Here is a 21,847-nt window from a genome sequence, read left to right as displayed (position 1 = left end):
GAGTTCACAACTTATTGAACTACCCAAAAAGTTGGGGCTATATTCGAACCCTTCAGAGAGGCTCAATCCTTAGAATTTTTTTCGAGCTCGCAATACCGCCGCCGATCCCTCTCCGCATTCTTTACTCTAGCTCTAACATTCTCCAGTGCTCGTTCATGGGGCTCTGCGGTTTCCGAAGTGCCCCACTTAACTTCCCAGTCTTCTCGAGCTTCCAAGCAAGCCTTAGCTTGACGGTACTGCCATTGCGCCTCGGCACAGGAGTTCAAACTCTGTGGTGCCTTGCGATCACAAATACGGTGGTACCTTTTACGGGCCAAGTTCGGTTTGAAATCAATTTCGGTGACGGCATCGAAATGACGTATAGGTGGCGTTTTTACTCTTTGGGAGGTTGAAACATCTTTGGCAATGGTCCTAAAAATCACGATCCCAAGAAGCTCACTCGATGCATATTGGTTGTGAGGTGTAGCAGCAATCATTTTAAATGGCGAACAGCTCTCAGTTAAATGAAGCTCCTTTATGTTTGCATTACCCGATTGCCAGTAATAACCACTAGAAGAATACTCAAGTTGGAACCCAGAAGAACCGCAAGAGAATCCCAAAGTTAAAAAAAACAATAAATTTTTTAAACTAATTGATACCCCCCTGCTCCCTTTGTTATCACTAACAGGCATATAGAACCCCAGATAAATTGCAATTCCTGGATTCATCATTACAAGCCTTTAAAAGGCTTGGAAACTTAAGCGGTTATCGAGAAAACCACAAATAAACCGAAAATTAGTATAATGTCCTAACTTTAAGGTCCCAACAGCTCTCGATCAGTATCCAGACATCGCTTAAAGGTGCTTTTGCAGCTCTTTTTGGTTTAAAACGGGTGTAATCCAGATTTAGGCACCTAAAACAGAGAAAAATTTTTCATTGTAAGCCATCAGATGATCCTGTCGCTTTTCCTCCAGGATAAAAATGGCTCCACGTTTGCCATCTTCAAGAAAGAAGTAAGAGGATTCCGGCTCTGCAGAGGCAATGAAGTCATTAAATACTAGACTTGTCGGCAACAGCATTGTTTCCACTCTTAACGGGAATCAGTATTTTCATTAAAAGACGCATCTGACATCCTTTCATCTCTGATTGGGGTTATGAGCCCCAACCATAGCCAATGCCCAGCTATTTAAGGAGCATGAGATGACTATTCCCACTCTTAGATACATGACTGATAAGTAGATTACCTATGCCTTTACAGTGCTTTGACTGTTGTCATCCTGATCTGAGGGTTTTTCTACCCAGCGGATCCATTTGAGATCCACCACCATGACGGTATAAAGCACCGGCACCAGTAGTAAGGTGCCACAAGTCGCCAAAATCAACCCCCCTATCTGGGCAAAGCACAGGGGTTGCCAAAGCGGGCCTCCATGGAAGGCGAGAGGTATCAGGGCACAGGTAGTAGCCGCAATAGTAATTAGTATTGGCCTTAGTCGTAAAATTCCCGCATCTAATAGCGCCTCTCTAAATGGATCGCCAGCGGCATGGCGTACTTCAATAAAGTCAAACAGGACAATAATATGGCTAACAATTACCCCTACCAAACTGACAATGCCCAGAAAGGCCATAAAACCAAATGGTTGGCGGGTGATATATAACGCAGCCAAGGCACCAACCATCCCAAGCGGCACTGTAGCAAATACCACTAGTGGTTTTAAAAGATTACTGAATTGGAATACCAAGGCCAGAAAAATTGCACCGGAAGAAACACCAAGGATCATGAGCAGCTGTGAAAAGCCATGCTTGGAATTTGCCGCATCTCCAGAAGCCTGTAGCTGATACCCACTCGGCAATGTTTTCTGTAAGGCTTCCAGCTCTTGTTTAACATCTCCCATAATATCCGAGGATATAAATCCACTATAGGGATAGGCGAATACTGAAATGGTTCGAAATTTTTCTAGCCGCCGAATTCTTTCAGTTCTGAAGTCGACCCCAGTTGTTGCAACCTGCTCCAGCGGCACTCTAACCTCACTATCAGAGGCAAATACATAGAGGTTATTGATATCCTGCAAGCGCCCTCGCTGATCTATTCGCAGACGAGCAACAATGGGGATTTCCTTATCCCCCTGGCGTAACGTAGCAACCTCATTACCATTAATTGCTGTTGATGAAGAAAGAGCGATATCCGAATTGGTAACCCCAGACATCGCTGCACGATCTTCCAAAACATTCATATTCAGAGTCAAGCTCTCATCCCCCCAGTCCTGGCGCACAGTGCGCGCATAGGGAGACTGCTGTACAATAGCCCTTACCTTTTCTGCAATCTCCCGCAGAATAACAATATCCCTCTTTTCCTCTTCAGACCCAGTTGTTACCCGTCCGGACACCCGAATCTCAAAAGGATAATCCACCGGTGTTGTTTGCAGTTGACGGACATCCAGATAGGCACCTGGAATCTTTTCACTGAGAGCCTTCTGGAGTATCGGCACTAATTCTGGGGTTAAATCTTTATTGCTAAGCCGAATTATAATCTGCCCGTAATTGGCCTGCTGAGGTCGCGGATTTACAGTGTACCAAAAGCGCGGGGCTCCCCCTCCGACTGTAGTACTGAGCGCTTGTAAGATCGATTCATCAAGATCTTTACTATTCGCCCCCTGATGTTTTGCAATTGTCTCCCGTATTACCTGCTCCGCTTGCCGGGCTACATTATCTGTAGCATCAATACTCGCATCATTTTGCAGCCAAATATCCACATAGGAGAGGTATTGAACATCATCGGGGAAAAAAGCATTTTTCAGCTGGGTTTTTAATGCAAACCCGGCTATCAAAACGATTAAGAACCCTAACAAAACAAGCTTCCGATTATCTATTGCCCAATTGGCGGTGCGATAATAGAAGCCGGTAAGTCCATGTTTTCTTCTTTCTGCCAAGCTGGGCTCGGCATGCTTTGGCGGACGCAAAATGAGATTCCCAATAAAGGGGAGAAAGGTCATGGATACGATACGTGAAGCAATCAGGGCAGAGGCCATAACAACCGGTAGGCTATGCAGAAAATCCCCTTGATTGCCGGTTAATAGTAAGAAAGGCAGGTAGGCCACTACATTAGTCAGCGTTGCAAAGAATATCGCCTTGGCCAGTAACGTTGGCCCGAGCCAAGCAGCGATAAAGGATGGTTTACCCGCGGCCATTTGTCGTTTAATGGCATCCCCGGCAACGACAGGGTCATCCACCAGTAGCCCCAAAGCAATAATCAGTGCAGCAATAGAGACCTGCTGGATTTCCACCCCCATAAACTGGATAAAACCAAACGTCATCGCCAGGGTAATCGGTATGGAAATCATTAACAGCACAGCAGAACGCCAATCTGAAAAGCCGATGAAGGCGACAATCACGACGAGAATAATGGCTTCAACCAGGGCCTCAATAAAAAGCCCGACACTTTCTTTTACCTGTCGAGGTTGATCAGAGACACGCTCAATAATTAAATCTGGCGGTAAGTCAGCTCTGACCTTATCCAGTAATTGAGTGAGTACCTTGCCCAGCTCACCAATCTGTTCTCCGGCACGCATTTGCACCGACAAATTAACACTGCGATGACGATGCCAGGTTCCATCGTGCTTTGACCTGCTGATGTAATAATTCAATAACTGCGGTGGTGACTCATAACCCATTGAAACATCTAATACACCCCGAAGGTAAACCGGAGTACCCTCCTGGCTCAGGGCTATGGGCACATCCCCTATTTCCTCGTAGTTGGTGAAATCTCCGCTGGGAAATATTGCAACGTCCATATCCTCCACGGTTAGAGTACCGCCAGGGATAGTCGTATTGCGCGCATTGAGTATCGGCGCGATCATATCCGGGCGCAGACCGTATGAGGCAAGCCGTTCCTGAGAGTAAATCAAGTCGACTTGTTGATGCAGTACCCCTGAGCGCAGCACCCGTTTAACCTGGGGCAGAGTACGGATATTGGCAGCAATGAGATCGGAGAAATCATCCAGCTGTCGGTAGCTATATTTTGCCCCGGCCACCGCATCCAGTCTCTCGCGTGTTTGTGCAATATCCCGCACGATAAACGGATTCCAGGCATCGGGGAAAAACTTCTGTGCGCTGAGCCGTTCATTCAGGAATCGCTTTTCCGCGAGCATTAACTCTTCATCACTCTTATCCGTTGTAAAGTCCACACCGATATAACCCGGTCCAGAAAGGATTTTAAAAGCGATGCCGTAGCCCTCATCTTTCAGCCAACGGGAAAATACCCGAAACGCTGCCATGGCATTAGCCCCATACACTGAAAGTGGCAGGGCTACCATAATACTCACGCGCTGTTCCAATCCTTGGCGCTTATATTCTGCACGAACTTCCGATATGGCCTCGCGAATATTCTCGGCCCTGAGACTAATCTCCGTCGCATCGGCACGAGGGCTCGCCACCGCCAAAAGCACCGCTGCAGTATCCCCAAACTCGCTATTGAATAGAGTGGCTTCTGCCCCAGATGGCAACGTACTTTGCGCATCTATCAGCTTTAAATTAATGTCATTAAATGCTTTAGTAACATCGGTATGAGGCGCCAACTGGGTTTGTACTATTGAGACCCCATTAAGAGTGAGTGATTTTATGGCGAAAGAGCGGGCATCAGGCTGGTATAAGTATTCACTCTGGGCGATGGCATTCTCTATACGGCGCGTTACCAATTCCTCTACCTTAATAGCACTCTGCCCGGGCCATTTGGTCGTTGCCGTTGCTATACGAACGGGAATATCTGGGTCCTTACTTTTTGGCATTACCAGGTAGGCAACCAAGCCCCAAAACATAACGCCAACCAACAACGCCCAGGATATAGAGGCATTATCAACAAAAAAACGCGCGGTATTAAAGCGGTGCTCGCTCTCCGCTTCCAGGATTTCTTCTCTGGTTTTTTCGTCCTTAACCGCCATTGTTATTCCCTTAAAGCACTAGGGCACCACCCTCACCATTTGACCATCCTGTAACTGTGCCGTGCCGTTGGAGACCACCCGCTCTCCAACCTCCAGCCCACGCAGGATAACGATACTGTTCCCAAGCACCGCTCCCGGAACCACTCTTCGCAGTTTTGCCCGCAAGACATCTTTATCGACTTCTAAAACAAAAACCGCAAACCCACCCTCTTCATTGGTGGGGGTCACAAGGCAAGACAAAGGGATAACTACACGATTAGGAGGCTCTTGTGTTTTATCCAACACAAGGCTCATTATCATGCCCGTTTTCAGCAGGGCATCGGGATTGGGCACCGTCACCGTTATGGCAAAAACCCTGGTGCGTTCCTCAGCTTTAGGTGAGACCTCTGTAACCTGCCCCGTAAAAATTTTTCCCGCTAAAGATTCTGTATGCATGGATAAAACACTGCCCAACTTGGCATAGCGCAAGATCACATCGGGTACATTAAAGACCACCTTGACGCGGGAGGTGTCGGCAACGACAAAGCCCACCGTATCCCGATGTACCAGGGTCCCAACCTCTATATTGCGCTGTAGTATGACCCCGGTGAGGGGGGAGCGAAGTACCGTGTCATTGAGGTCCTCTTTGGCGTTATCGAGCCGTGCTTTCGAACCCACCACTGCAGCCTGTGAAACCTCGTACTCCTCCCTGGCTGCATCGTAATCTGGTGCGGTAATACTTGCGGTGGCGAACAGGGCTGAGGCACGCTTGTAATCCAAATCCGCTTTGCGCCTTGCGGCCTCTGCTTTACTCACATTCGCCGCGGCTTCCACTACTTTATCGCGGTATTGCTCGTCATTGACTATTGCCAGAGGCTCTCCCTGTATCACCCGGTCCCCGCCCTGCAGTATGCGGGTTTCCCCCAGGGCCCTGCGGGTTGGAATTTCATCGATATAACCCTCTGTGCGAAAAGCCACATTGACCTGGGTATAGGGATTAACCACTGCGGAGTAGGGAAAACCCTCAATGCCCGTTTCAGTGCGCACGACAGTGGTCTGAACAGGCACCGGTTGCTTTTCCGGTGGCTCGCCATGGCAAGCCGCAAGTAAGAGTAAAAGCAGCAACCATGGGGTGGAACGTAGCACCGCTACACCTCCCCAACCGCTTTTTCATATTCGGCCAGCGCACCCCAAACAGATAACACCGCTTTGTTGTAATCGCTGTTGGCGCGCTCAAGCTGGGTTTCTGTTTCCAGGACATTGGTCAGAAGCGTTGTCTGTTCGCGATAGCGGTTAATCATCACCCGCAGCTTTTCCCGATAGGCCGCCTGTAGTTCTCGGGCAACGCCCACCGACTCTTGTGAGGTACGCAGTTTGCGCAAACTATCGCGCACCTCAATTTCGATTTGATTGCGCACTTCGCCCATTTTCACTTCTGCCCCGGCGATCTTACTCGCGCGACTCGCCAGCTCATCGCGTTTACGCCCCCAGTCAAAAAACTCCCAGCGGAAATCCAATGCAACGAATGCCTCTGCATCGGGAATCAGGTTGACGTTATAGAGTTTGATATAGCTGAAGTGGATATCCACATCGGGTATGTATTCTGATTTTTTGACGTCGTAACTGTACTCCGCTTTTTCTATGGCCAGTTGCGACTCAATGAAGTCGGCGCGCTGATCAAAGGCCAGCAGCAGGGAATCATCGGTGTCATAGACGACTTGGTGAGGAAGTGGAAGGTGCTCAACGTTAAATGGCGTTTCCACATCGCGCCCCATTAAAGCATTCAGCCGCTCTTTGGCAGTGATCATTTCATCAACCAGGCGCTGGCGCTCCAGCTGACGCTGGGCTAGTCGGGCGCGTACATCCAGCAACTCGTATTCCAGAGCTACCTGCTGATCGACATAATTGCGCACCAGATCGCTCAGTGAGCTCAAAAAGAGAATGGATTCATCAATGGCCTGTAAATCGCCAAGGATCCTGCCCACCTCGAAATACTGTAACTTCACCAGGTAGGCGACATCCTGCTGGGTCCAGCGCACTTTTTGCACCGCCATCTCGGTGGTGACATAACCTTCACAAATTTCCAGAGCAATGGTGTAAAGCCTGGTTAATGGTTGGCGCGCACTAAAGGAAACAATCTTAGTCGTTCCCTCCTCCGTGGTGATCTCTACATTTTCTGGTGGTATTGGACCGATTTCAGAATCGGGAACAAGGCTACCTTCAGGAAAGGTGTAGCTCTGGGTAGTGAGATTGCGATTGATGGCCGCATCCAGTTCAAGCCGGGGGTAGCGGCGGGTCTTCAAAGCCTCAACCGAATCGCCTGCCTCATCGACTTCCAATGCGGCACCTTGCACCCGCAGGTTTGCCCGGATCGCTGTCTGCACAGCTTCATTGAGTGGGAGCACGGGCTCGGGGACAGAGCTCCAGGCAGCGCCGATAAAGACCCATATTGCGAACCCGCCCTTGAACAACGATCACCCCTTCCTGGCAGCAGCACACACCCGCTCAATATGCAATTATTCAAGTAAGTATATGTGCTTAGTGAACACGTCTGAGTGCATACGCCTATCCCCACGCCATCCGATACTTCACTCTTAATATTTCTATTTTTCATATAGGCTTTATACCTTCCCCGGATGGACCATCGCTTCATGAACTCCCCTACCCCATTAAAAACCCAGGGACGCCACTATGAAGTTTCACCTGCCCTTTTCCATTGGCTAGGCTAATAACTGGCGGCAATCAAAACCGTTTGTTGTTAGCTCCTGAGCAGTTTTATGGCGGCGAAGTTCCTCCCGGTAATTGTGATTCTGATTTGCTTGATCGCCGTGGCCGGGGCGCTCAGCCTGCTGCACTATTTCAACCTGGATGAACAACTGATCGAACTGTTCCAGTGGCTCAACGACCGGGGCTGGCAAACCAGCCTGCTGTTCGTTCTGATCGTTGCTCTGGCAATCGTGCTGTTGCTGCCGGGCATTATTTTTACTATGGGAGCAGGGTTTGTATTCGGTGTTGTAAAAGGGACATTACTTGTGCTGGCAGGGACGGTTCTCGGCGCTACCCTGGCCTTTCTAATCGCCCGCTATCTACTCGGAGAAAAACCATCACGCTGGATTATGTCCCATATCAAACCCGCCACCGTGGGCGAAGTAATAAGGCGTGAGGGCTGGCAGATGATTATGCTGACCCGCTTGGTGCCGCTGTTCCCTTTCAAACTTTCCAATTACTTCTTTGGACTGACACCGGTGCGGCTGAGGGACTTTGTATTAGGCAATGCCCTGGGGGTTATTCCCATCACACTAAACAATGTGTATGTGGGCTCCATCGCCGCAGATCTAACCTCCCTGGGCGAGGTGGAAGAACGCACTACGGTGCAATGGGCGCTATATATCATGGGCTTTGTACTCGCCGTGCTGGCCTTGATCGGCCTGACCCGTATGGCGCGACGCGCCCTGAAGAAGATCGTGAAAGAAGAGGACCTCTAATGCCTTGGATGAAATGGCTACCCTGGCGTTTCTTTGTTCGCCGATTCGCCACCGCCCACGGTTTCCTCGACCCACTGACCCTGATGGCGCATCTGCAGCGCTTTGCAGAACCCTCTGAAGTGAGTGAGCCCATCGAACTCCTGCGTGCGGGGGCGGTGTTCCACGCCCGTGCATTGATCAATAGCAAGGTGATCCAACACAATTTGGATTGGATTTGGCCCTACTGGATACAGCGCCAGTTTGACCCACGTGACAATTCCTTTATCCCCAGAGCCTTTTCAATAACCCACTGCAACCTCAGTCACCGCAATTGGACCGCGGTGGGGCTACCCGACTGCGAGGCATTGCCCGTAGTCGACCCCCGCGGAATGGTAACGCCGTACTACGACGGCTGGTCCATAGATGCCTGGGTGATTGGCGACGGTGGCGAAGAACTCACCCCAGCCTCTCTCACCTACTGTGAGCAGCATCAGGAGCTGGCTGACAACCTCGCTGTAGTCACAGAGTCTGCCCGCAGAGGCCTTAAGCTGCGGAATCATGTTGCGGTGACAGCACAGAGCGGCGTGCCCCACTGCAAAATAAAGCTCAAAGCCAGTTGCCGGGACGGCGGCTGGCTGCTGGTAGCCCTGCGCCCCTGTAACCCTGAAGGGGTCAGCTTTGTGCATAAAGTTCGACTGAATGACGAGGGCAAAGGTTGGCTGATTGAGGACAAACAGGCAGTTTCATTCAGCCAGCCTATCGACAAACACTTAGCATCGAACTATCGCGGTGGAGATATTTACCTGCACCTGAAGGACTTGACCGGCCGAATGCAAGGCGAGTGCGATGTGGGAATGGCCACCGCGGCAGCGATGTTTCGTTTAGAGCGCCACAAGCCCCTAAAGCTCGAGGTCTCAATCCCCCTGGACTCCGAAACCCCAAAAGACACGAAAGCGAAAAGCTGGGAAGAAAGTTTAACGGGCCACTGTGCGCTCAAGGTACCAGACAGAGATTTCCAGTTCCTCTACGACTCTGCCATTCGCACATTGGTCCTGCACTCCCCCAAGGATGTCTACCCAGGCCCCTATACCTACAAGCGATTCTGGTTCCGTGATGCCGCATTTATGATCCAGTCACTGCTCTATGCGGGGTTAATAGATCGTGCAGAACGCGCTTTAGATCAGTTTCCCCAACGGCAGAAGCGGGACGGATTCTTTCACTCCCAGGATGGCGAGTGGGACTCCAACGGCGAAGCACTGTGGATATTCAACTTGTATTGCCAGCTGGCCAACAGGCCCCTCAAACAGTTCTGGTGTGACCCCATCCTCAGAGGTGCCAGATGGATCATCAACAAACGTCTGCCCCAGGATGGCAGCCTTTGTGCCGGACTGCTTCCGGCGGGCTTTAGCGCTGAACACCTGGGCCCCAACGACTGTTACTACTGGGATGACTTCTGGGGAGTGGCCGGGTTACACGCCGCAGCCGAGATTTGCACCAAGGAGGGCATCGACGACAGTGCCCATCGGTTCAACACCGCAGCCAACGACTTACAGCGCACCATCGATGAGAGCCTTAACGGCGCTCAAGAGCGTCTCGGACGCACCGCCATGCCCGCCTCTCCCAACCGGCGCCTGGATGCTGGAGCTATTGGTTCGGTGGTGGCCGGCTACCCACTGCAGCTCTACTCACCGGATAATCCCCGGCTGACCGATCTGGCCGACTTTTTGATCGACAACTGCTTTGTCAGCGGCGGCTTTTTTCAGGACATGATCCACTCGGGCATCAATGCCTATCTCACGTTGCATATCGCCCAGGTCTTACTGCGCGCCGGGGACCGGCGCTGCCTGGAATTGATGCGCAATGTCGCCAAGCTGGCCTCTCCCACTGGCCAATGGCCGGAAGCCATTCACCCCCACTCACTGGGTGGCTGTATGGGGGATGGACAGCATGCCTGGGCGGCTGCGGAGTGGGTCGCCATGCAGCGCAATTGCTTTGTGCGGGAGGAACAGGACGCCTTGATTCTGGTCTCAGGATTACCACCGGAGTGGCTCAAGGATACCTCCGCCAAGGAACCCATTTGCTTCGGCCCGGCACCGACCCGCTTTGGCATGATTTCATTGGAGATCACCCCCGGAATTCACCCGAAGGTATCCTGGACGGCAGACTGGTATGGAAAGCCGCCTGCCATAGCCGTCAACCCTATCGGCTTTCCACCCACACTGGTTGGCGAGGGGCTAGAGTCTGTGGAGTTAAAACCCCTGTGAATATCGTCATGCTGACCAATACCTATCTGCCCCACGTCGGTGGCGTGGCGCACTCGGTCGCCGCGTTTAGTGAGGAATATCGCAGGCGGGGTCACAATGTGTTGATAGTGGCTCCGGAATTCCCAGAGAAAATCGCCGGGGAAAAGAATGTAGTCCGCATCCACGCAATTCAGAACTTCAACGGCAGTGACTTCTCGGTAGCACTGCCTTTCTCACCAGACTTGAGCGATCGGCTGGATCAATTTAAGCCCGACATTGTGCATGCGCACCATCCTTTCCTTCTGGGAATGACCGCCCTCAGGGTGGCCCGACAGCGGGAACTGCCTCTGGTCTTTACCCACCACACACTCTACGAACACTACACCCATTACGTGCCGGCAGACTCACAGGTGCTCAAGCGCTTTGTGGTTGAGCTCGCCACCCGCTATGCCAACCTGGCAAGCCTGGTACTGGCGCCCAGCCACAGTATTGTCAAATTGCTGCGCGAGCGCGGCGTGCAGACCCCTATCGCCGAGGTTCCTACCGGCGTTCAATTAGAGGATTACAACAACGGCGACGGCAGCAAGGTACGCCGCCGCCTGGGCATTCCCGAGTCCGCTTTTGTGGTGGGCCATCTGGGTCGCTTCGGGCAGGAAAAAAACCTGCGCTTTCTCTGCAACGCGGTAGCCCGGTTTATGCGCGATGAGGAAAACAGCCACTTCCTGTTTGCCGGCAGCGGACCTCTTGAGGAGGAACTGCAGGCAATCTTTGCCAGCCGCGGCCTGGCCCAACGGCTGCACATGCCCGGCGCGGTGCTCGGCGAAGCACGGCGGGACATGTACAACGCGATGGATACTTTTGTGTTCGCCTCCACCAGTGAAACCCAGGGACTGGTACTCTCCGAAGCGATGGCCGGAGGTGTGCCGGTTATCGCCCTGGATGCCAACGGCTCACGGGAGATGGTGCGCAACGGCAAAAATGGACTCCTGGTGACGGATGTAAATTTGGATGGCTTTATCGACGCCATTCGCTGGCTTTACCAGCTCCCCCCGGAACAACGTCAAGCCCTCAATCGCGAGGCCCTAAACACCGCACGGGATTTTTCCATGCACAGCTGCGCGCAGCGGGCCCTGGACCTCTATCAACCACTTCTGAAATACGGTTGGGCTATGGATGACTCCCTTTTTGCCCAGTGGATGCGTATGCGTAACCTTATCGGCGCCCAGTGGGAGATTATCGAGGGGCTAACCGGCGCCGCAGGCGCCGCATTTGGCCAGGCGCCAGAGCCGTAATCACAGATTATGATAAGCCGAGTCGGACTATCCATCAGGCGCTGGCGCCGCCGCTTCAGCCGCAGCGAGTGGATCGCCAAGTTGCTGGGACTTTCTACCAGTGGCCGTCAACCCCATGCTCCGGGCTTAATCCTGATCCAAATCGACGGCCTGGCCCACCCGGAATTATTAAAGGCCTTGGCCAGAGGCAGGATGCCTTTTTTGAAGCGTTTGATTCGCAAAGAGCACTACCGCTTGGAGCACATGTTTTCGGGGGTCCCCTCCACCACCCCCGCCGTTCAGGCAGAACTTTTCTATGGCGTGCGCCAGGCGGTACCGGCCTTTGGCTTTCTGGTACACGAAACCCAAAAGCTAGGCCGCATGTACGACCCTGAAGTAGCCGCGCTGGTGGAAAGCCGAGCCATGTTCCAGCAGCGCGATCCGCTGCTGCGCGGCGGAAGTTGTTACCTGAGCCTATTTCGCGCCGGCACCAAAACCGGCGAAGCCCACTTTTGCCCGGCCGATCAAGGCTGGGGGCCGGCCCTGCGCAGCGCCAGCCCATGGACCATCGCAGTCCTTATCCTCAGCAACTTATGGAGCCTGATACGCACGGGCGCGCTAATTTTGGTGGAATTATTACTCTCGCTCATAGACTGCGTGCGCGGGGTCATGCAGGGGCAAAGCTTTATAAAGGAACTGATGTTTATCCCCACCCGGGTCGGCGTCACCATCCTCTCGCGGGAGTTTTGCACTATGGGCGCCAAGGTAGATATCAGCCGTGGCCTGCCCATTATCTATGTCAATTTGCTCGGCTATGACGAGCAGTCCCATCGCCGCGGTCCACGCTCGGCGTTTGCCCACTGGGTTTTGAAGGGCATTGACGATGCCGTGGCCCGAATCTGGCGTGCTGCACATGTCTCTGATCGGCGTCATTACGATGTATGGATTTTTTCCGACCACGGCCAGGAGCAAACCAGGCCCTACGAAGAGATTTATGGCCGCAGCCTTGGCGATGCCCTGTCAGAAACACTCTCTGGGCTCGCCAAGCCACCTGAAATTGAACCTGGCCAGACAAGGCACGGCGTTCAGTTGGAGCGCGCACGCCTGTTTGGCAGCGAGTGGATGGATAAAGAGGATATTGAAAAGCAGGAGCAGCCAACCGAGCAGACTGCTCAGAAAAGGCCATTGGCGCTCACTGCCCTCGGTCCACTGGCCATGCTCTATAACCTGGAGCTGGGGGATATCAGCAGCGAGGAAGTCGCCCGTAAGATCGTTGAGGAGGCCAAAATACCCCTGGTGCTCTATCGGGTGGACCCCACTTCAGCAGATTCCCCGGTACACGGCTGGTGGAAACACGGCCCGGTGCGATTGCCGGAAGATGGCCGCAAGTTGATGGGAGACGAGCATCCCTATCCCGAACAATCTATAGCCGACATGATGAGCCTGTGCAGCCACCCAGACGCCGGCGACTTTATGATGTACGGCTGGTGCTCCACTGAAGAGCAACCGCTGACCTTCGCGATGGAAAACGGCAGCCACGGCGCCGCCGGCCCCAGGGAAACCCACGCCTTTGCCCTGATGCCGCAAGATATCCAACCGCCGGACCCTCGCCTGGGTTATTGGCGCCCGCAGGATCTGCGCACCGCTGCGAGGGCCTACCTGCGCGGCGCCCGCCCCATGAAACTGGATGAACATCAACCGCCGCAAAAAACCCTCAGGGTGATGACCTATAACGTGCACAGCTGCCAGGGAACCGATGGCACCTTGTCACCCCAGCGTATCGCCCGGGTAATCGCCCGCTACCGCCCCGATATAGTCGCCCTGCAGGAGTTAGATGTGAGACGTAAACGCAGCGGGGGGCTCGATCAAGCAGAGCGGCTGGCGCGGCTGCTCGCGATGGATGTGCATTTCCAGCCCGCCATTCACCTCAATGAAGAGCTCTACGGCGATGCCATTCTTACTCATCTACCAGCCAAGTTGATCAAGAAAGGGATTTTGCCGGGGCCACCGGAGGGCAAGGGGCGCCTTTTCAATCCAGCAGCCGATGAACCTCGCGGTGCCATCTGGGTAGAAATTGAGCATAATGGCAGCAAGATCCAGGTGATCAACACCCACCTGGGCCTCTCCCGTATAGAACGCCTGCGTCAGGTGGATGCGTTGCTGGGGCCAGAATGGCTGGGGAACCCACGCTGTAAGGGCGAGCGGATTTTACTCGGCGACTTCAACGCACTGCCCAACTCTGCCGAGTGCAAGCGACTAACTGGTTACCTGCGTGACGCCCAGGAACAAGCCCCCAGACACTCTCCCAAAGGCACTTTTCTCAAGGTGCGTATCGACCATGTTTTCTTGAGTGCCGGCATCGCGGTGAAAAAAGTGCGAGTGCCCCGCACCACACTCACCCGGCAGGCCTCGGATCACCTGCCATTAATTGTTGATATCGAGGTGCCTTTTCGCCCGGGAGCAACTAAACCTACTTGAAAAATCCCCCGAGGCCCTCATTATTAGCAGGAGAAGATTCGACTAAACCCCTAATAAAACTACGGTTTTTCGAATTCATCTCGATTTATAGCCAGCGCTTAAAAGGGATTTACCGACTTGATGGTCCCCACCGCGAGCTATATGATTCCGGTATCGATTAAATAGCAGGAGTCGCTAAATGCAACCGCAAGCTTATACAAATACCCGCGCACTGGACCGCTCGGAATCGGCGAAGGTGTTGCGCAATACCTATGCCCTACTGGCCATGACCGTGCTCTTTAGTGCTGTCACAGCTGGTATCTCCATGGCCGTCGGTATGGGCCGAGGCATGAGCCTGATCTGCTCCCTGGGAGCCCTGGCCCTGATCTGGTTCGTACTGCCGCGCACCGCCAACTCTAGCGCCGGTGTAGGTGTTGTGTTCGCATTCACCGGTCTTCTGGGCGCATCCATCGGTCCATTGCTCAACCACTACCTGGGCCTCGCTGGCGGCGGCCAGATCGTCATGCAAGCTCTGGGTACCACTGCCCTGATTTTCTTTGCTCTGTCTGCTTATGTACTGACTACTCGCAAAGACTTCAGCTTTATGGGTGGTTTCCTGGCCGTCGGCCTGATCGCTGTCCTGGTGTGTTTCCTGGCAGTCATCATCGCGGGCTTCTTCGGCATTCATATGCCTCTGGTCAGCGTTGCCCTGAGTGGTGTTGTTGCCCTGTTGATGTCAGGTTTCATCCTGTATGACACCAGTCGCATCATCAACGGCGGTGAGACCAACTACCTGATGGCCACCGCTTCCCTGTACCTGAATATCTTTAACCTGTTCACCAGCCTGCTGCACATCCTTGGATTCGCATCCTCTGATGACTAAGCACCAGCACTGCTGAGCAAGTCCCAATGCCCCGCTCTGCGGGGCATTTTACTATTTGGCCCCCTATGAAGTTTTCCCTGGCAATATACTCCGCTCCTCACGCCTCCCAATCCGCCGCCAGTGCATTGCGTTTTGCCAAAGTGTTACTGGCTGAGGGACATGAAATCTACCGGATATTTTTCTACTGTGATGGCGTACAAAACGGCAACACGATTGCCGCCCCTCCCCAGGACGAGGCCGACTTGATCCGTGAATGGCAGACGCTACAGCAGAAGCACAACCTGGATTTAGTCGTCTGCATTGCCGCCGCACAGAGGCGCGGTGTATTAAGCCAGCGAGAGGCTCAGCGCCTGGAAAAGCCCGCGGCCAATCTCGCAGAAGGCTTCGAACTGGCCGGCCTCGGTCAGCTCACCGATGCTGTGGCCAACTCTGAGCGCCTGATCACTTTTGGAGGCTAACAATGAGCAATCAAACCCTGGCCCTATGCCGAGCTGCTCCTTACGGCAGTGCCCTAGCCAGAGAGGGCATTGAAGCCGTCCTCGCCTCCGCAGCTATGGAGCAGGAAATTGACTTGCTGTTCCTGGGCGATGGCGTATTTCAACTACTGGACAGCCAAGCCCCAGAGGCCATAGAACAAAAAAGCCTGCGCCGTAATCTCATGGCACTCCCCATGTTTGGTGTCGAGCAACTCTATGTCTGTCAACACAGCCTGGAGGAGAGAGGTATTGGCCCTGATCTAATTCAAATACCCGGCGCAGAGGTGACCCTGGTGGACAACCCCGGAGAGTTGATCGCTACTTTTCAGTGTGTGTTGAGCTTTTAATATGACCTTACATGTTGTCAGTAAATCTCCCTTTAGCTGCCAGGCCCTCCACGATTGCCTGCAGAGCCTTGCCGAGGGCGATGCCCTGCTCTTGATCGAAGACGGGGTCTACGCCCTACAGCACCAAGCCCTTCAGAGTCTGCATAAAACAAAGATCTACTGCCTATCAGCCGATAGCCAAGCCCGCGGATTACAGGCTAGCTCGGCATCTGACTCGGTAGAGATGATCGACGACACCCGCTGGGTGCAGCTGTGCACCGAGCATAATCCCATCGTCAGTTGGTTCCGGTGATACGAACAATGAGCAACCTGAATGTAAATGGCCAGGAAATCCCGTTGGACAAAGAGGGCTACCTGCGCAACTTAAATGACTGGAACCGCGACGTCGCCGAAGAGCTGGCTCGAGCCGAGGAGATAGAGCTCTCGAGTGCACACTGGGAAGTGATTGAGCTACTGCAGGAGTTCTACCGCCAATTCGAGCTCTCTCCCGCCATGCGCCCCTTAGTAAAGTTTATCGGTCAACGTCTGGGCCCAGAGAAAGGGCGCAGTATCTATCTGATGCAGCTATTCCCACCCAGCCCCGCCAAGATTGCCAGTAAGATCGCCGGGCTGCCCAAGCCCACCAACTGTCTCTAGGATGGGCGCTTAGATATGAAGAATGACTCTGCGCTCGCCGTGATGGTGGCGGTGCTCCCACAAGTAGACCCCCTGCCAAGTGCCCAACATAAGTCGCCCATTCAGTACGGGGATGGAAAGACTAGTGGCTGTTAGAGCTGCCTTGATATGAGCCGGCATATCATCCGGTCCCTCGAGAGTATGGGTGTAAAGGGGGTCATCCTCTGGCACCAACCGATTGAGCCAGTGCTCCAGATCCCTGCGCGCGCTGGGGTCTGCGTTCTCCTGAATCAACAGGCTCGCCGAGGTATGTTGAATAAATAGCGTACAAAGCCCCTCCCCCACACTCTGCCTGGAAACCCAATCAGCCACCTGACCAGTAAACTCCTGAAGCCCCTGCCCCGACACCCTTATTGCAATCTCACCTATTGCCATACGGATTCCTATATAATTCGCGCCCGCTCTACCAATGAGACTACCGTATTCTAATATGGCACTGCACCGCGTTAACACCGACGACTATCAACAACAGCTCCATCAAAAGGCCAAGCGCTTGGCCGAGGCCTATCGGGAATTCACCGACCTGGAACCCGAGCTGTTTCCATCGCCGCCCATCCACTACCGGCTTCGTGCCGAGTTCAAGGTTTGGCATGAAGGCGGCGTAGCCCATTACGCTATGTATCGCCAAGGCGAATACAAGAAGCCTTTTATCATCGATACATTCACCGTGGGTTCAGAGCTGATGAATCAGCTGATGCCCAAGGTACTGGAGGCTGTCAACAGCAGCGAGGTGCTGCGCAAGCGCCTATTCTCCGCCGAATTCCTCACCACATTGAGTAGCGACGCGCTCATTACACTCATCTATCACAAAAAACTGGATGAAATCTGGGAGCAAGAAGCCACAGCCCTGCAGGAAAAACTGGGCTTTCCCATACTGGGCCGCTCACGCAAGCAGAAAGTCGTATTAGAGCGCGACTTCGTCACCGAGCAGCTGGATATCGATGGCAAGAAGTATCAGTACAAACAAGTAGAAGGCAGCTTTACCCAACCCAATGGGCACATTTGTCGTTCCATGATTCACTGGGCCAAGAATGCCTGCGGGCAGAACTCCAGCGACCTGCTTGAACTCTACTGCGGAAACGGCAACTTCACCATTCCTCTCAGTGAAAATTTTGAGAAGGTACTGGCCACAGAAATCTCCAAGGTTTCGGTCAATTCTGCCCAGGAAAATATTCATGCCAATGGAGTCACCAACCTGGATATCGTGCGTCTATCCAGTGAGGAATTTACCCAAGCTATAGACAAGGTTCGGCCATTTCGCCGCCTCTCTCACATAGATCTAGCTGACTACAATTTTGACACTGTATTGGTAGATCCACCCCGTGCAGGACTGGATGAGGATACCTGTGCGATGGTTGCGCGCTTTCCTCGTATTTTGTATATCTCCTGCAACCCAGAAACCCAACTGGAAAACCTCAAGCTTTTAAGCAAAACCCATCGTATAGAGCGCTTTGCCCTATTTGATCAATTCCCCTACACAGAACACACAGAAACCGGCCTCATGCTGGTTCGTAAATAAAACCCTCTTGGGCTTATACTTGGGGGCATCACTGTGTTGTCCCCCAAGTCTACTTCGATTCACCTCTTTATCTCTTCCGTAACACAATAAAATGCTTGATAGCTTTCCTTACTGCTGGGAGCAGTAAGTGAAGATATTACATAGACCCTTGAAATATTTTCACGCCTCCAGCCCTACCAACAGTAAAAATAGCCTTTCACCCTGTAAAAACTGAAAATAACAAATTGGCATAGCTCTTGCTTTATTACAGATACAGTTATCTGGAGCATTGAAAAAAACACTTTTTGTCTAGCAAGTTTTAGCAAAGAGTTTAGTGATCCAAAATTCGACCAAAGGAGAGCCCCATGAACAATTCAATGAAGAAACTCAGTTTAGTTCTACTTGCAGCAGTATTCAGTTTTTCTCTCGCAGCCTGTGAGGAACAATCTGCTGAAACCCTCGGAGAGCAAATCGACAACAAAGCTGAGCAAGCCGGCAATCAGATTGAAGATGCTTGTGAAGAAGTTAAAGAGGGGATCAATGCAAAAGATACCGACTGCTAGCTGTTTTGCAAGGGGATATGAAACACCCTTCCAATCCTTATATTGCTAAAAATCTACTCTAGGGAAACGCCCCAGATCGTTTCCCTAGGGATCAATTAATTATTAGATTTTAATTCAAGCAGGCTCCATTCAATAAGAATCCGGGAGCCAACTACAGCAATAGAATACGGAACAAAATTTAAGACATTACAACAAAACACTCATAACTATATTTTTCATGCCCGCAATCACCCAGAACTCAAGAAATCAGCACCTCCAATTCTGATCGACACTGCCCCGATATAAAACCATCCTACAGCTATAAATCACTACCCACCGCTCAACCACAGAATAAAAGCTTGAATTTCTTTAAAAGAAACTCAACGAACAACTTACAAATCCCCAATAGTAGGCACTTAAACCTACCTCAACTCACAGAATTCAATAGGGATAAAAAAATGCCAAATTTACCAGTGAAACCATCAGCATCATCGAACCTATCACAACAATCAATAGAACATGAAATAAACACCATCTACTACCTAAGCTTAAATGCCAGGCTATTTTATAAAACCGGTCTAGATAATATAGGAAATCCAGGCATCAGGGAGACTTTCGAGAATTTGAAAGATTTACATGAGAATGTAAAAAATTTACTTGACGGAGCCTCCTTCAACACATCACTTTCGACAAAAAAGTGGATAATAGAACGGCGACCAATTGCCATAATCATAAAACATCCTCCCAAAAGACTAATCAACAGACTCATTGAATGTGAAAAATTACAGAGTTTTCATCAGCTGAAAGTTATCCAATCCACAGGCGATAGCCACCTAAGAATGGCGCTCTCCGCACTAACAGCAAAGCAACAAACAGCTATCGAGCAACTGGAAAAACACCTTGTGACCCTTAACCAAGAAAAAAACAAAAACACATCATCAGAAAAACTTGGCATGAAAGCTGCTTGAGTTATTGTGTCACAAGCAAAGAACGGAGTAATTTATGAACCTTATGAAAAGCACTCTTAGCGCCGCCATCATCGCAGTATCTTTTTCAGCTGGCGCTATGGCAGGGGAAAAATCAGATCAGAAAAGCTCAACCATGAGTGATGCTTGGCTCGACGGAAAGGCAGAAGCCATCCTACTACTCAATGAGAACCTAAACAATTTTGCCATTGATACTGATGTCAACAGTGGCGTAGTCATACTAACTGGCGAGGTGGAAAGTAATATCGATAAACGTCTCGCAGAGGAGCTAATTACTGGCATTGATGGCGTCAAGAAAGTTAATAACAAACTTACTGTCGTCAACAAAGAAAGCCTTGGAGAAAGCATCTCAAAGGAATATACAGACACCAAGATTGCCACCGTTGTAAAAACACGATTATTGCTTGACCGAGAAGTCTCCGGAACTAAGATTGATGTGTCTGCACAAGAAGGCACGATTACCCTTAAAGGCTCCGTCAAGTCTAGCGCTCAGAAAGACCTAGCGCAGGCCATCGCAGAGAATACCGACGATGTGCAAAAGGTGGTTAATAAGCTAAAAGTAACCGGATAATAAGTCTTGAGGGGCTGCAAAGCAGCCCCTCCACTCTATAAATATTTATCCAAAAATTTTCTACAAGAAACGGATTCTTAATAAAAATCAGCAGTAAGAACGGACAGCATGTATGTGCAAGTGAATGATCCTTAATCGTTTGCCCAATCTAACCGCAATCGAATTTACATAAATTTAGCTCTACCATTTTTGCCAACCCGCAACCCCCCTTCTATCCTTTCATGACGACCTTATAAGGTTTAGTGAGCATTTCTACCCCCGAATCAACCCCACAATATAAAAAGAAGTCATTGCCGAACTATTACTTAGCCATTAGTCAAAGTATAAATTAATCACTAACACCTGAAAACTTAAGGCATAACACTATATGCCTTAGAGCAACTCTACCAACTACTTTGAGCTTCCCAAAGAAGCCACATCACTAGCATCAACATTTTGCTGAGCAGTCTTTTCTTGAGCTACGCCCTCCTCTCTTGGTGCCAATGATTCTGTACTTTCATCAGCTACAACTTGAGCCTGAATCTGTAAATGGGTTAATAAGGGGAAATGGTCAGAACCAAAACCCTGTAAACGTTGAATACTTAGTAGTTTAAAGTGCTTACTGTGGAACAAATGATCCAATGGCCAACGTATAAACCAATATTTAGCATGAAAAGTATTAAACAGGCCTCGCCCAATACGTGGATCTAGCAGCCCACTAACTTTTCTGAATAGTCGTGTAGTACGAGACCAAGTCACATCATTAAAGTCGCCTGCAACGATAATAGGCGAAGTCTTGTTTTTCACTTTTTCTGCAACAACAAGGAGCTCTGCATCCCTCTCTTCAGAAGTGTCATTTTCAGTTGGACTAGGAGGGGCAGGATGCAAAAAATGAGCATTAATCGTATGGCCTTGAGGAGTCTGAACCAGTGTGTGCATAGAAGGCACATTATCTTCAACCAAAAATTGTATTTGACTATCCGACAAAGGGAGCCTGGAATAAACGTGCATCCCATATAAATTTTCAAGAGGACACTTTATCGTATATGGATAGCTTGGTTCTAACGTATCCAGCTGAGATTGCCACCACTTATTCGACTCAAGCGTGAGTAAAATGTCCGGATTATGCCGCTTAACGATATCTAAAAAGTCTGCTGCTCTTCTATTTGAACCTTGTACATTAGCAGTCAAAATACTAATGTTATCGTATTCCTCAAGATTTCCTTCCCGTGAACTTACACGCTCCACTTGAACTGGGAAAAGAAACAAGTGAGGAACTATCCGCCACAACTGACATCCTAAGCAAAAATTACTAACTAGAACCAAGCCGTAAGCCACGGGACTACTGAAATCAAGAAAAATACATTGAAGTATCAAAAGAAAAATTAACAATATTGAGAACTGCAATCTCGGAAAATCAAATCCGCGTATATACCAAGCCTCATACCTTAAAGTAGGTAGCAGGGTAAATATTGCCATTACAACGCTATAGATTACTATGAATATAAACATCAAAATATAAGCTCGGTTAATCTATTGGTTAGATAGAACATACCCATACAA

General features: G+C 50.9%; 20 protein-coding genes. 13 read left to right on the top strand and 7 right to left on the bottom strand.

Annotated features, from left to right (window positions below; genetic code table 11):
• Nucleotides 1–62 precede the first annotated feature (62 nt).
• From ACJJID_RS06270 to ACJJID_RS06250, 5 genes are all read right to left on the bottom strand, one after another.
• Nucleotides 63–710 (bottom strand): hypothetical protein, encoded by a 648-nt coding sequence (locus ACJJID_RS06270; protein WP_444921946.1) that lies wholly within the window; start codon nucleotides 708–710, stop codon nucleotides 63–65.
• A gap of 174 nt (nucleotides 711–884) precedes the next feature.
• Entirely contained in the window at nucleotides 885–1,058 is a 174-nt protein-coding gene (locus tag ACJJID_RS06265) for a hypothetical protein (RefSeq protein ID WP_444921945.1), read from the bottom strand.
• Between the two features lie 165 nt (nucleotides 1,059–1,223).
• The gene (locus tag ACJJID_RS06260) at nucleotides 1,224–4,913 is read right to left on the bottom strand and encodes an efflux RND transporter permease subunit (protein ID WP_444921944.1); all 3,690 of its coding nucleotides are present in this window, start codon (nucleotides 4,911–4,913) and stop codon (nucleotides 1,224–1,226) included.
• A gap of 18 nt (nucleotides 4,914–4,931) precedes the next feature.
• On the bottom strand, nucleotides 4,932–6,038 hold the full coding sequence (locus ACJJID_RS06255; RefSeq protein ID WP_444921943.1) for an efflux RND transporter periplasmic adaptor subunit: 1,107 nt from the start codon (nucleotides 6,036–6,038) through the stop codon (nucleotides 4,932–4,934).
• Nucleotides 6,039–6,040: 2 nt separating this feature from the next.
• Entirely contained in the window at nucleotides 6,041–7,363 is a 1,323-nt protein-coding gene (locus ACJJID_RS06250) for a TolC family protein (protein WP_444921942.1), read from the bottom strand.
• Nucleotides 7,364–7,669: 306 nt separating this feature from the next.
• Here ACJJID_RS06250 and ACJJID_RS06245 point away from each other — a divergent pair, with 306 nt between their 5' ends.
• The 9 genes from ACJJID_RS06245 to ACJJID_RS06205 all read left to right on the top strand — a co-directional run bounded on the left by ACJJID_RS06245 (nucleotide 7,670) and on the right by ACJJID_RS06205 (nucleotide 16,669).
• Nucleotides 7,670–8,377: a TVP38/TMEM64 family protein gene (locus tag ACJJID_RS06245; protein ID WP_444921941.1), complete on the top strand. Its 708-nt coding sequence runs from the start codon at nucleotides 7,670–7,672 to the stop codon at nucleotides 8,375–8,377.
• Nucleotides 8,377–10,620, top strand: coding sequence for a hypothetical protein (locus tag ACJJID_RS06240; RefSeq protein WP_444921940.1), 2,244 nt, complete (start codon nucleotides 8,377–8,379; stop codon nucleotides 10,618–10,620). Before ACJJID_RS06245 ends, ACJJID_RS06240 begins: the two co-directional genes overlap by 1 nt.
• The gene (locus ACJJID_RS06235; protein ID WP_444921939.1) at nucleotides 10,617–11,891 is read left to right on the top strand and encodes a glycosyltransferase; all 1,275 of its coding nucleotides are present in this window, start codon (nucleotides 10,617–10,619) and stop codon (nucleotides 11,889–11,891) included. The genes ACJJID_RS06240 and ACJJID_RS06235 overlap by 4 nt, the downstream gene beginning before the upstream one ends.
• Before the next feature lie 9 nt (nucleotides 11,892–11,900).
• Nucleotides 11,901–14,348 (top strand): endonuclease/exonuclease/phosphatase family protein, encoded by a 2,448-nt coding sequence (locus ACJJID_RS06230; RefSeq protein WP_444921938.1) that lies wholly within the window; start codon nucleotides 11,901–11,903, stop codon nucleotides 14,346–14,348.
• 178 nt (nucleotides 14,349–14,526) lie between these two features.
• Nucleotides 14,527–15,210: a Bax inhibitor-1/YccA family protein gene (locus tag ACJJID_RS06225; protein WP_152453311.1), complete on the top strand. Its 684-nt coding sequence runs from the start codon at nucleotides 14,527–14,529 to the stop codon at nucleotides 15,208–15,210.
• A gap of 26 nt (nucleotides 15,211–15,236) precedes the next feature.
• Nucleotides 15,237–15,668, top strand: coding sequence for a sulfurtransferase complex subunit TusD (gene tusD, locus ACJJID_RS06220; RefSeq protein WP_444921937.1), 432 nt, complete (start codon nucleotides 15,237–15,239; stop codon nucleotides 15,666–15,668).
• 2 nt (nucleotides 15,669–15,670) lie between these two features.
• Entirely contained in the window at nucleotides 15,671–16,033 is a 363-nt protein-coding gene (gene tusC / locus ACJJID_RS06215; RefSeq protein ID WP_444921936.1) for a sulfurtransferase complex subunit TusC, read from the top strand.
• Between the two features lies 1 nt (nucleotide 16,034).
• Nucleotides 16,035–16,325 carry a sulfurtransferase complex subunit TusB gene (gene tusB, locus ACJJID_RS06210; protein ID WP_444921935.1) on the top strand — a complete coding sequence of 97 codons (291 nt, stop codon included), beginning with the start codon at nucleotides 16,035–16,037 and terminating at the stop codon, nucleotides 16,323–16,325.
• A gap of 8 nt (nucleotides 16,326–16,333) precedes the next feature.
• The gene (locus ACJJID_RS06205) at nucleotides 16,334–16,669 is read left to right on the top strand and encodes a TusE/DsrC/DsvC family sulfur relay protein (RefSeq protein WP_444921934.1); all 336 of its coding nucleotides are present in this window, start codon (nucleotides 16,334–16,336) and stop codon (nucleotides 16,667–16,669) included.
• Between the two features lie 9 nt (nucleotides 16,670–16,678).
• Here ACJJID_RS06205 and ACJJID_RS06200 read toward each other — a convergent pair whose 3' ends face one another.
• Entirely contained in the window at nucleotides 16,679–17,083 is a 405-nt protein-coding gene (locus tag ACJJID_RS06200; RefSeq protein WP_444921933.1) for a secondary thiamine-phosphate synthase enzyme YjbQ, read from the bottom strand.
• A gap of 55 nt (nucleotides 17,084–17,138) precedes the next feature.
• On the opposite strand from ACJJID_RS06200, the gene trmA reads away from it, so the two are divergent.
• The 4 genes from trmA to ACJJID_RS06180 all read left to right on the top strand — a co-directional run bounded on the left by trmA (nucleotide 17,139) and on the right by ACJJID_RS06180 (nucleotide 20,305).
• Nucleotides 17,139–18,227: a tRNA (uridine(54)-C5)-methyltransferase TrmA gene (trmA, locus tag ACJJID_RS06195; protein WP_444921932.1), complete on the top strand. Its 1,089-nt coding sequence runs from the start codon at nucleotides 17,139–17,141 to the stop codon at nucleotides 18,225–18,227.
• Between the two features lie 344 nt (nucleotides 18,228–18,571).
• A complete protein-coding gene (locus ACJJID_RS06190; protein ID WP_444921931.1) occupies nucleotides 18,572–18,769 on the top strand; it encodes a hypothetical protein in 198 nt (65 codons plus the stop codon).
• Nucleotides 18,770–19,206: 437 nt separating this feature from the next.
• The gene (locus ACJJID_RS06185) at nucleotides 19,207–19,716 is read left to right on the top strand and encodes a hypothetical protein (RefSeq protein WP_444921930.1); all 510 of its coding nucleotides are present in this window, start codon (nucleotides 19,207–19,209) and stop codon (nucleotides 19,714–19,716) included.
• 34 nt (nucleotides 19,717–19,750) lie between these two features.
• A complete protein-coding gene (locus tag ACJJID_RS06180; RefSeq protein WP_444921929.1) occupies nucleotides 19,751–20,305 on the top strand; it encodes a BON domain-containing protein in 555 nt (184 codons plus the stop codon).
• Between the two features lie 390 nt (nucleotides 20,306–20,695).
• Here the strand turns inward: ACJJID_RS06180 and ACJJID_RS06175 are convergent, their stop codons facing one another.
• A complete protein-coding gene (locus ACJJID_RS06175; protein ID WP_444921928.1) occupies nucleotides 20,696–21,763 on the bottom strand; it encodes an endonuclease/exonuclease/phosphatase family protein in 1,068 nt (355 codons plus the stop codon).
• Nucleotides 21,764–21,847: the final 84 nt, after the last annotated feature.

This window comes from Microbulbifer sp. CnH-101-G (assembly GCF_052466775.1).
The sequence above is the reverse complement of the archived record's forward strand: the minus strand, read 5'-3'. Positions and strand labels throughout refer to the sequence as shown.

Bases quoted from the DNA above. Each gene is read 5' to 3' on its own strand.
- ACJJID_RS06270 (WP_444921946.1), bottom strand. From the start codon at position 710: ATGATGAATCCAGGAATTGCAATTTATCTGGGGTTCTATATGCCTGTT.
- ACJJID_RS06265 (WP_444921945.1), bottom strand. From the start codon at position 1,058: ATGCTGTTGCCGACAAGTCTAGTATTTAATGACTTCATTGCCTCTGCA.
- ACJJID_RS06260 (WP_444921944.1), bottom strand. From the start codon at position 4,913: ATGGCGGTTAAGGACGAAAAAACCAGAGAAGAAATCCTGGAAGCGGAG.
- ACJJID_RS06245 (WP_444921941.1), top strand. From the start codon at position 7,670: ATGGCGGCGAAGTTCCTCCCGGTAATTGTGATTCTGATTTGCTTGATC.
- ACJJID_RS06240 (WP_444921940.1), top strand. From the start codon at position 8,377: ATGCCTTGGATGAAATGGCTACCCTGGCGTTTCTTTGTTCGCCGATTC.
- ACJJID_RS06230 (WP_444921938.1), top strand. From the start codon at position 11,901: ATGATAAGCCGAGTCGGACTATCCATCAGGCGCTGGCGCCGCCGCTTC.
- ACJJID_RS06225 (WP_152453311.1), top strand. From the start codon at position 14,527: ATGCAACCGCAAGCTTATACAAATACCCGCGCACTGGACCGCTCGGAA.
- tusD (WP_444921937.1), top strand. From the start codon at position 15,237: ATGCCCCGCTCTGCGGGGCATTTTACTATTTGGCCCCCTATGAAGTTT.
- tusC (WP_444921936.1), top strand. From the start codon at position 15,671: ATGAGCAATCAAACCCTGGCCCTATGCCGAGCTGCTCCTTACGGCAGT.
- tusB (WP_444921935.1), top strand. From the start codon at position 16,035: ATGACCTTACATGTTGTCAGTAAATCTCCCTTTAGCTGCCAGGCCCTC.
- ACJJID_RS06205 (WP_444921934.1), top strand. From the start codon at position 16,334: ATGAGCAACCTGAATGTAAATGGCCAGGAAATCCCGTTGGACAAAGAG.
- ACJJID_RS06200 (WP_444921933.1), bottom strand. From the start codon at position 17,083: ATGGCAATAGGTGAGATTGCAATAAGGGTGTCGGGGCAGGGGCTTCAG.
- trmA (WP_444921932.1), top strand. From the start codon at position 17,139: ATGGCACTGCACCGCGTTAACACCGACGACTATCAACAACAGCTCCAT.
- ACJJID_RS06190 (WP_444921931.1), top strand. From the start codon at position 18,572: ATGAACAATTCAATGAAGAAACTCAGTTTAGTTCTACTTGCAGCAGTA.
- ACJJID_RS06185 (WP_444921930.1), top strand. From the start codon at position 19,207: ATGCCAAATTTACCAGTGAAACCATCAGCATCATCGAACCTATCACAA.
- ACJJID_RS06180 (WP_444921929.1), top strand. From the start codon at position 19,751: ATGAACCTTATGAAAAGCACTCTTAGCGCCGCCATCATCGCAGTATCT.
- ACJJID_RS06175 (WP_444921928.1), bottom strand. From the start codon at position 21,763: ATGGCAATATTTACCCTGCTACCTACTTTAAGGTATGAGGCTTGGTAT.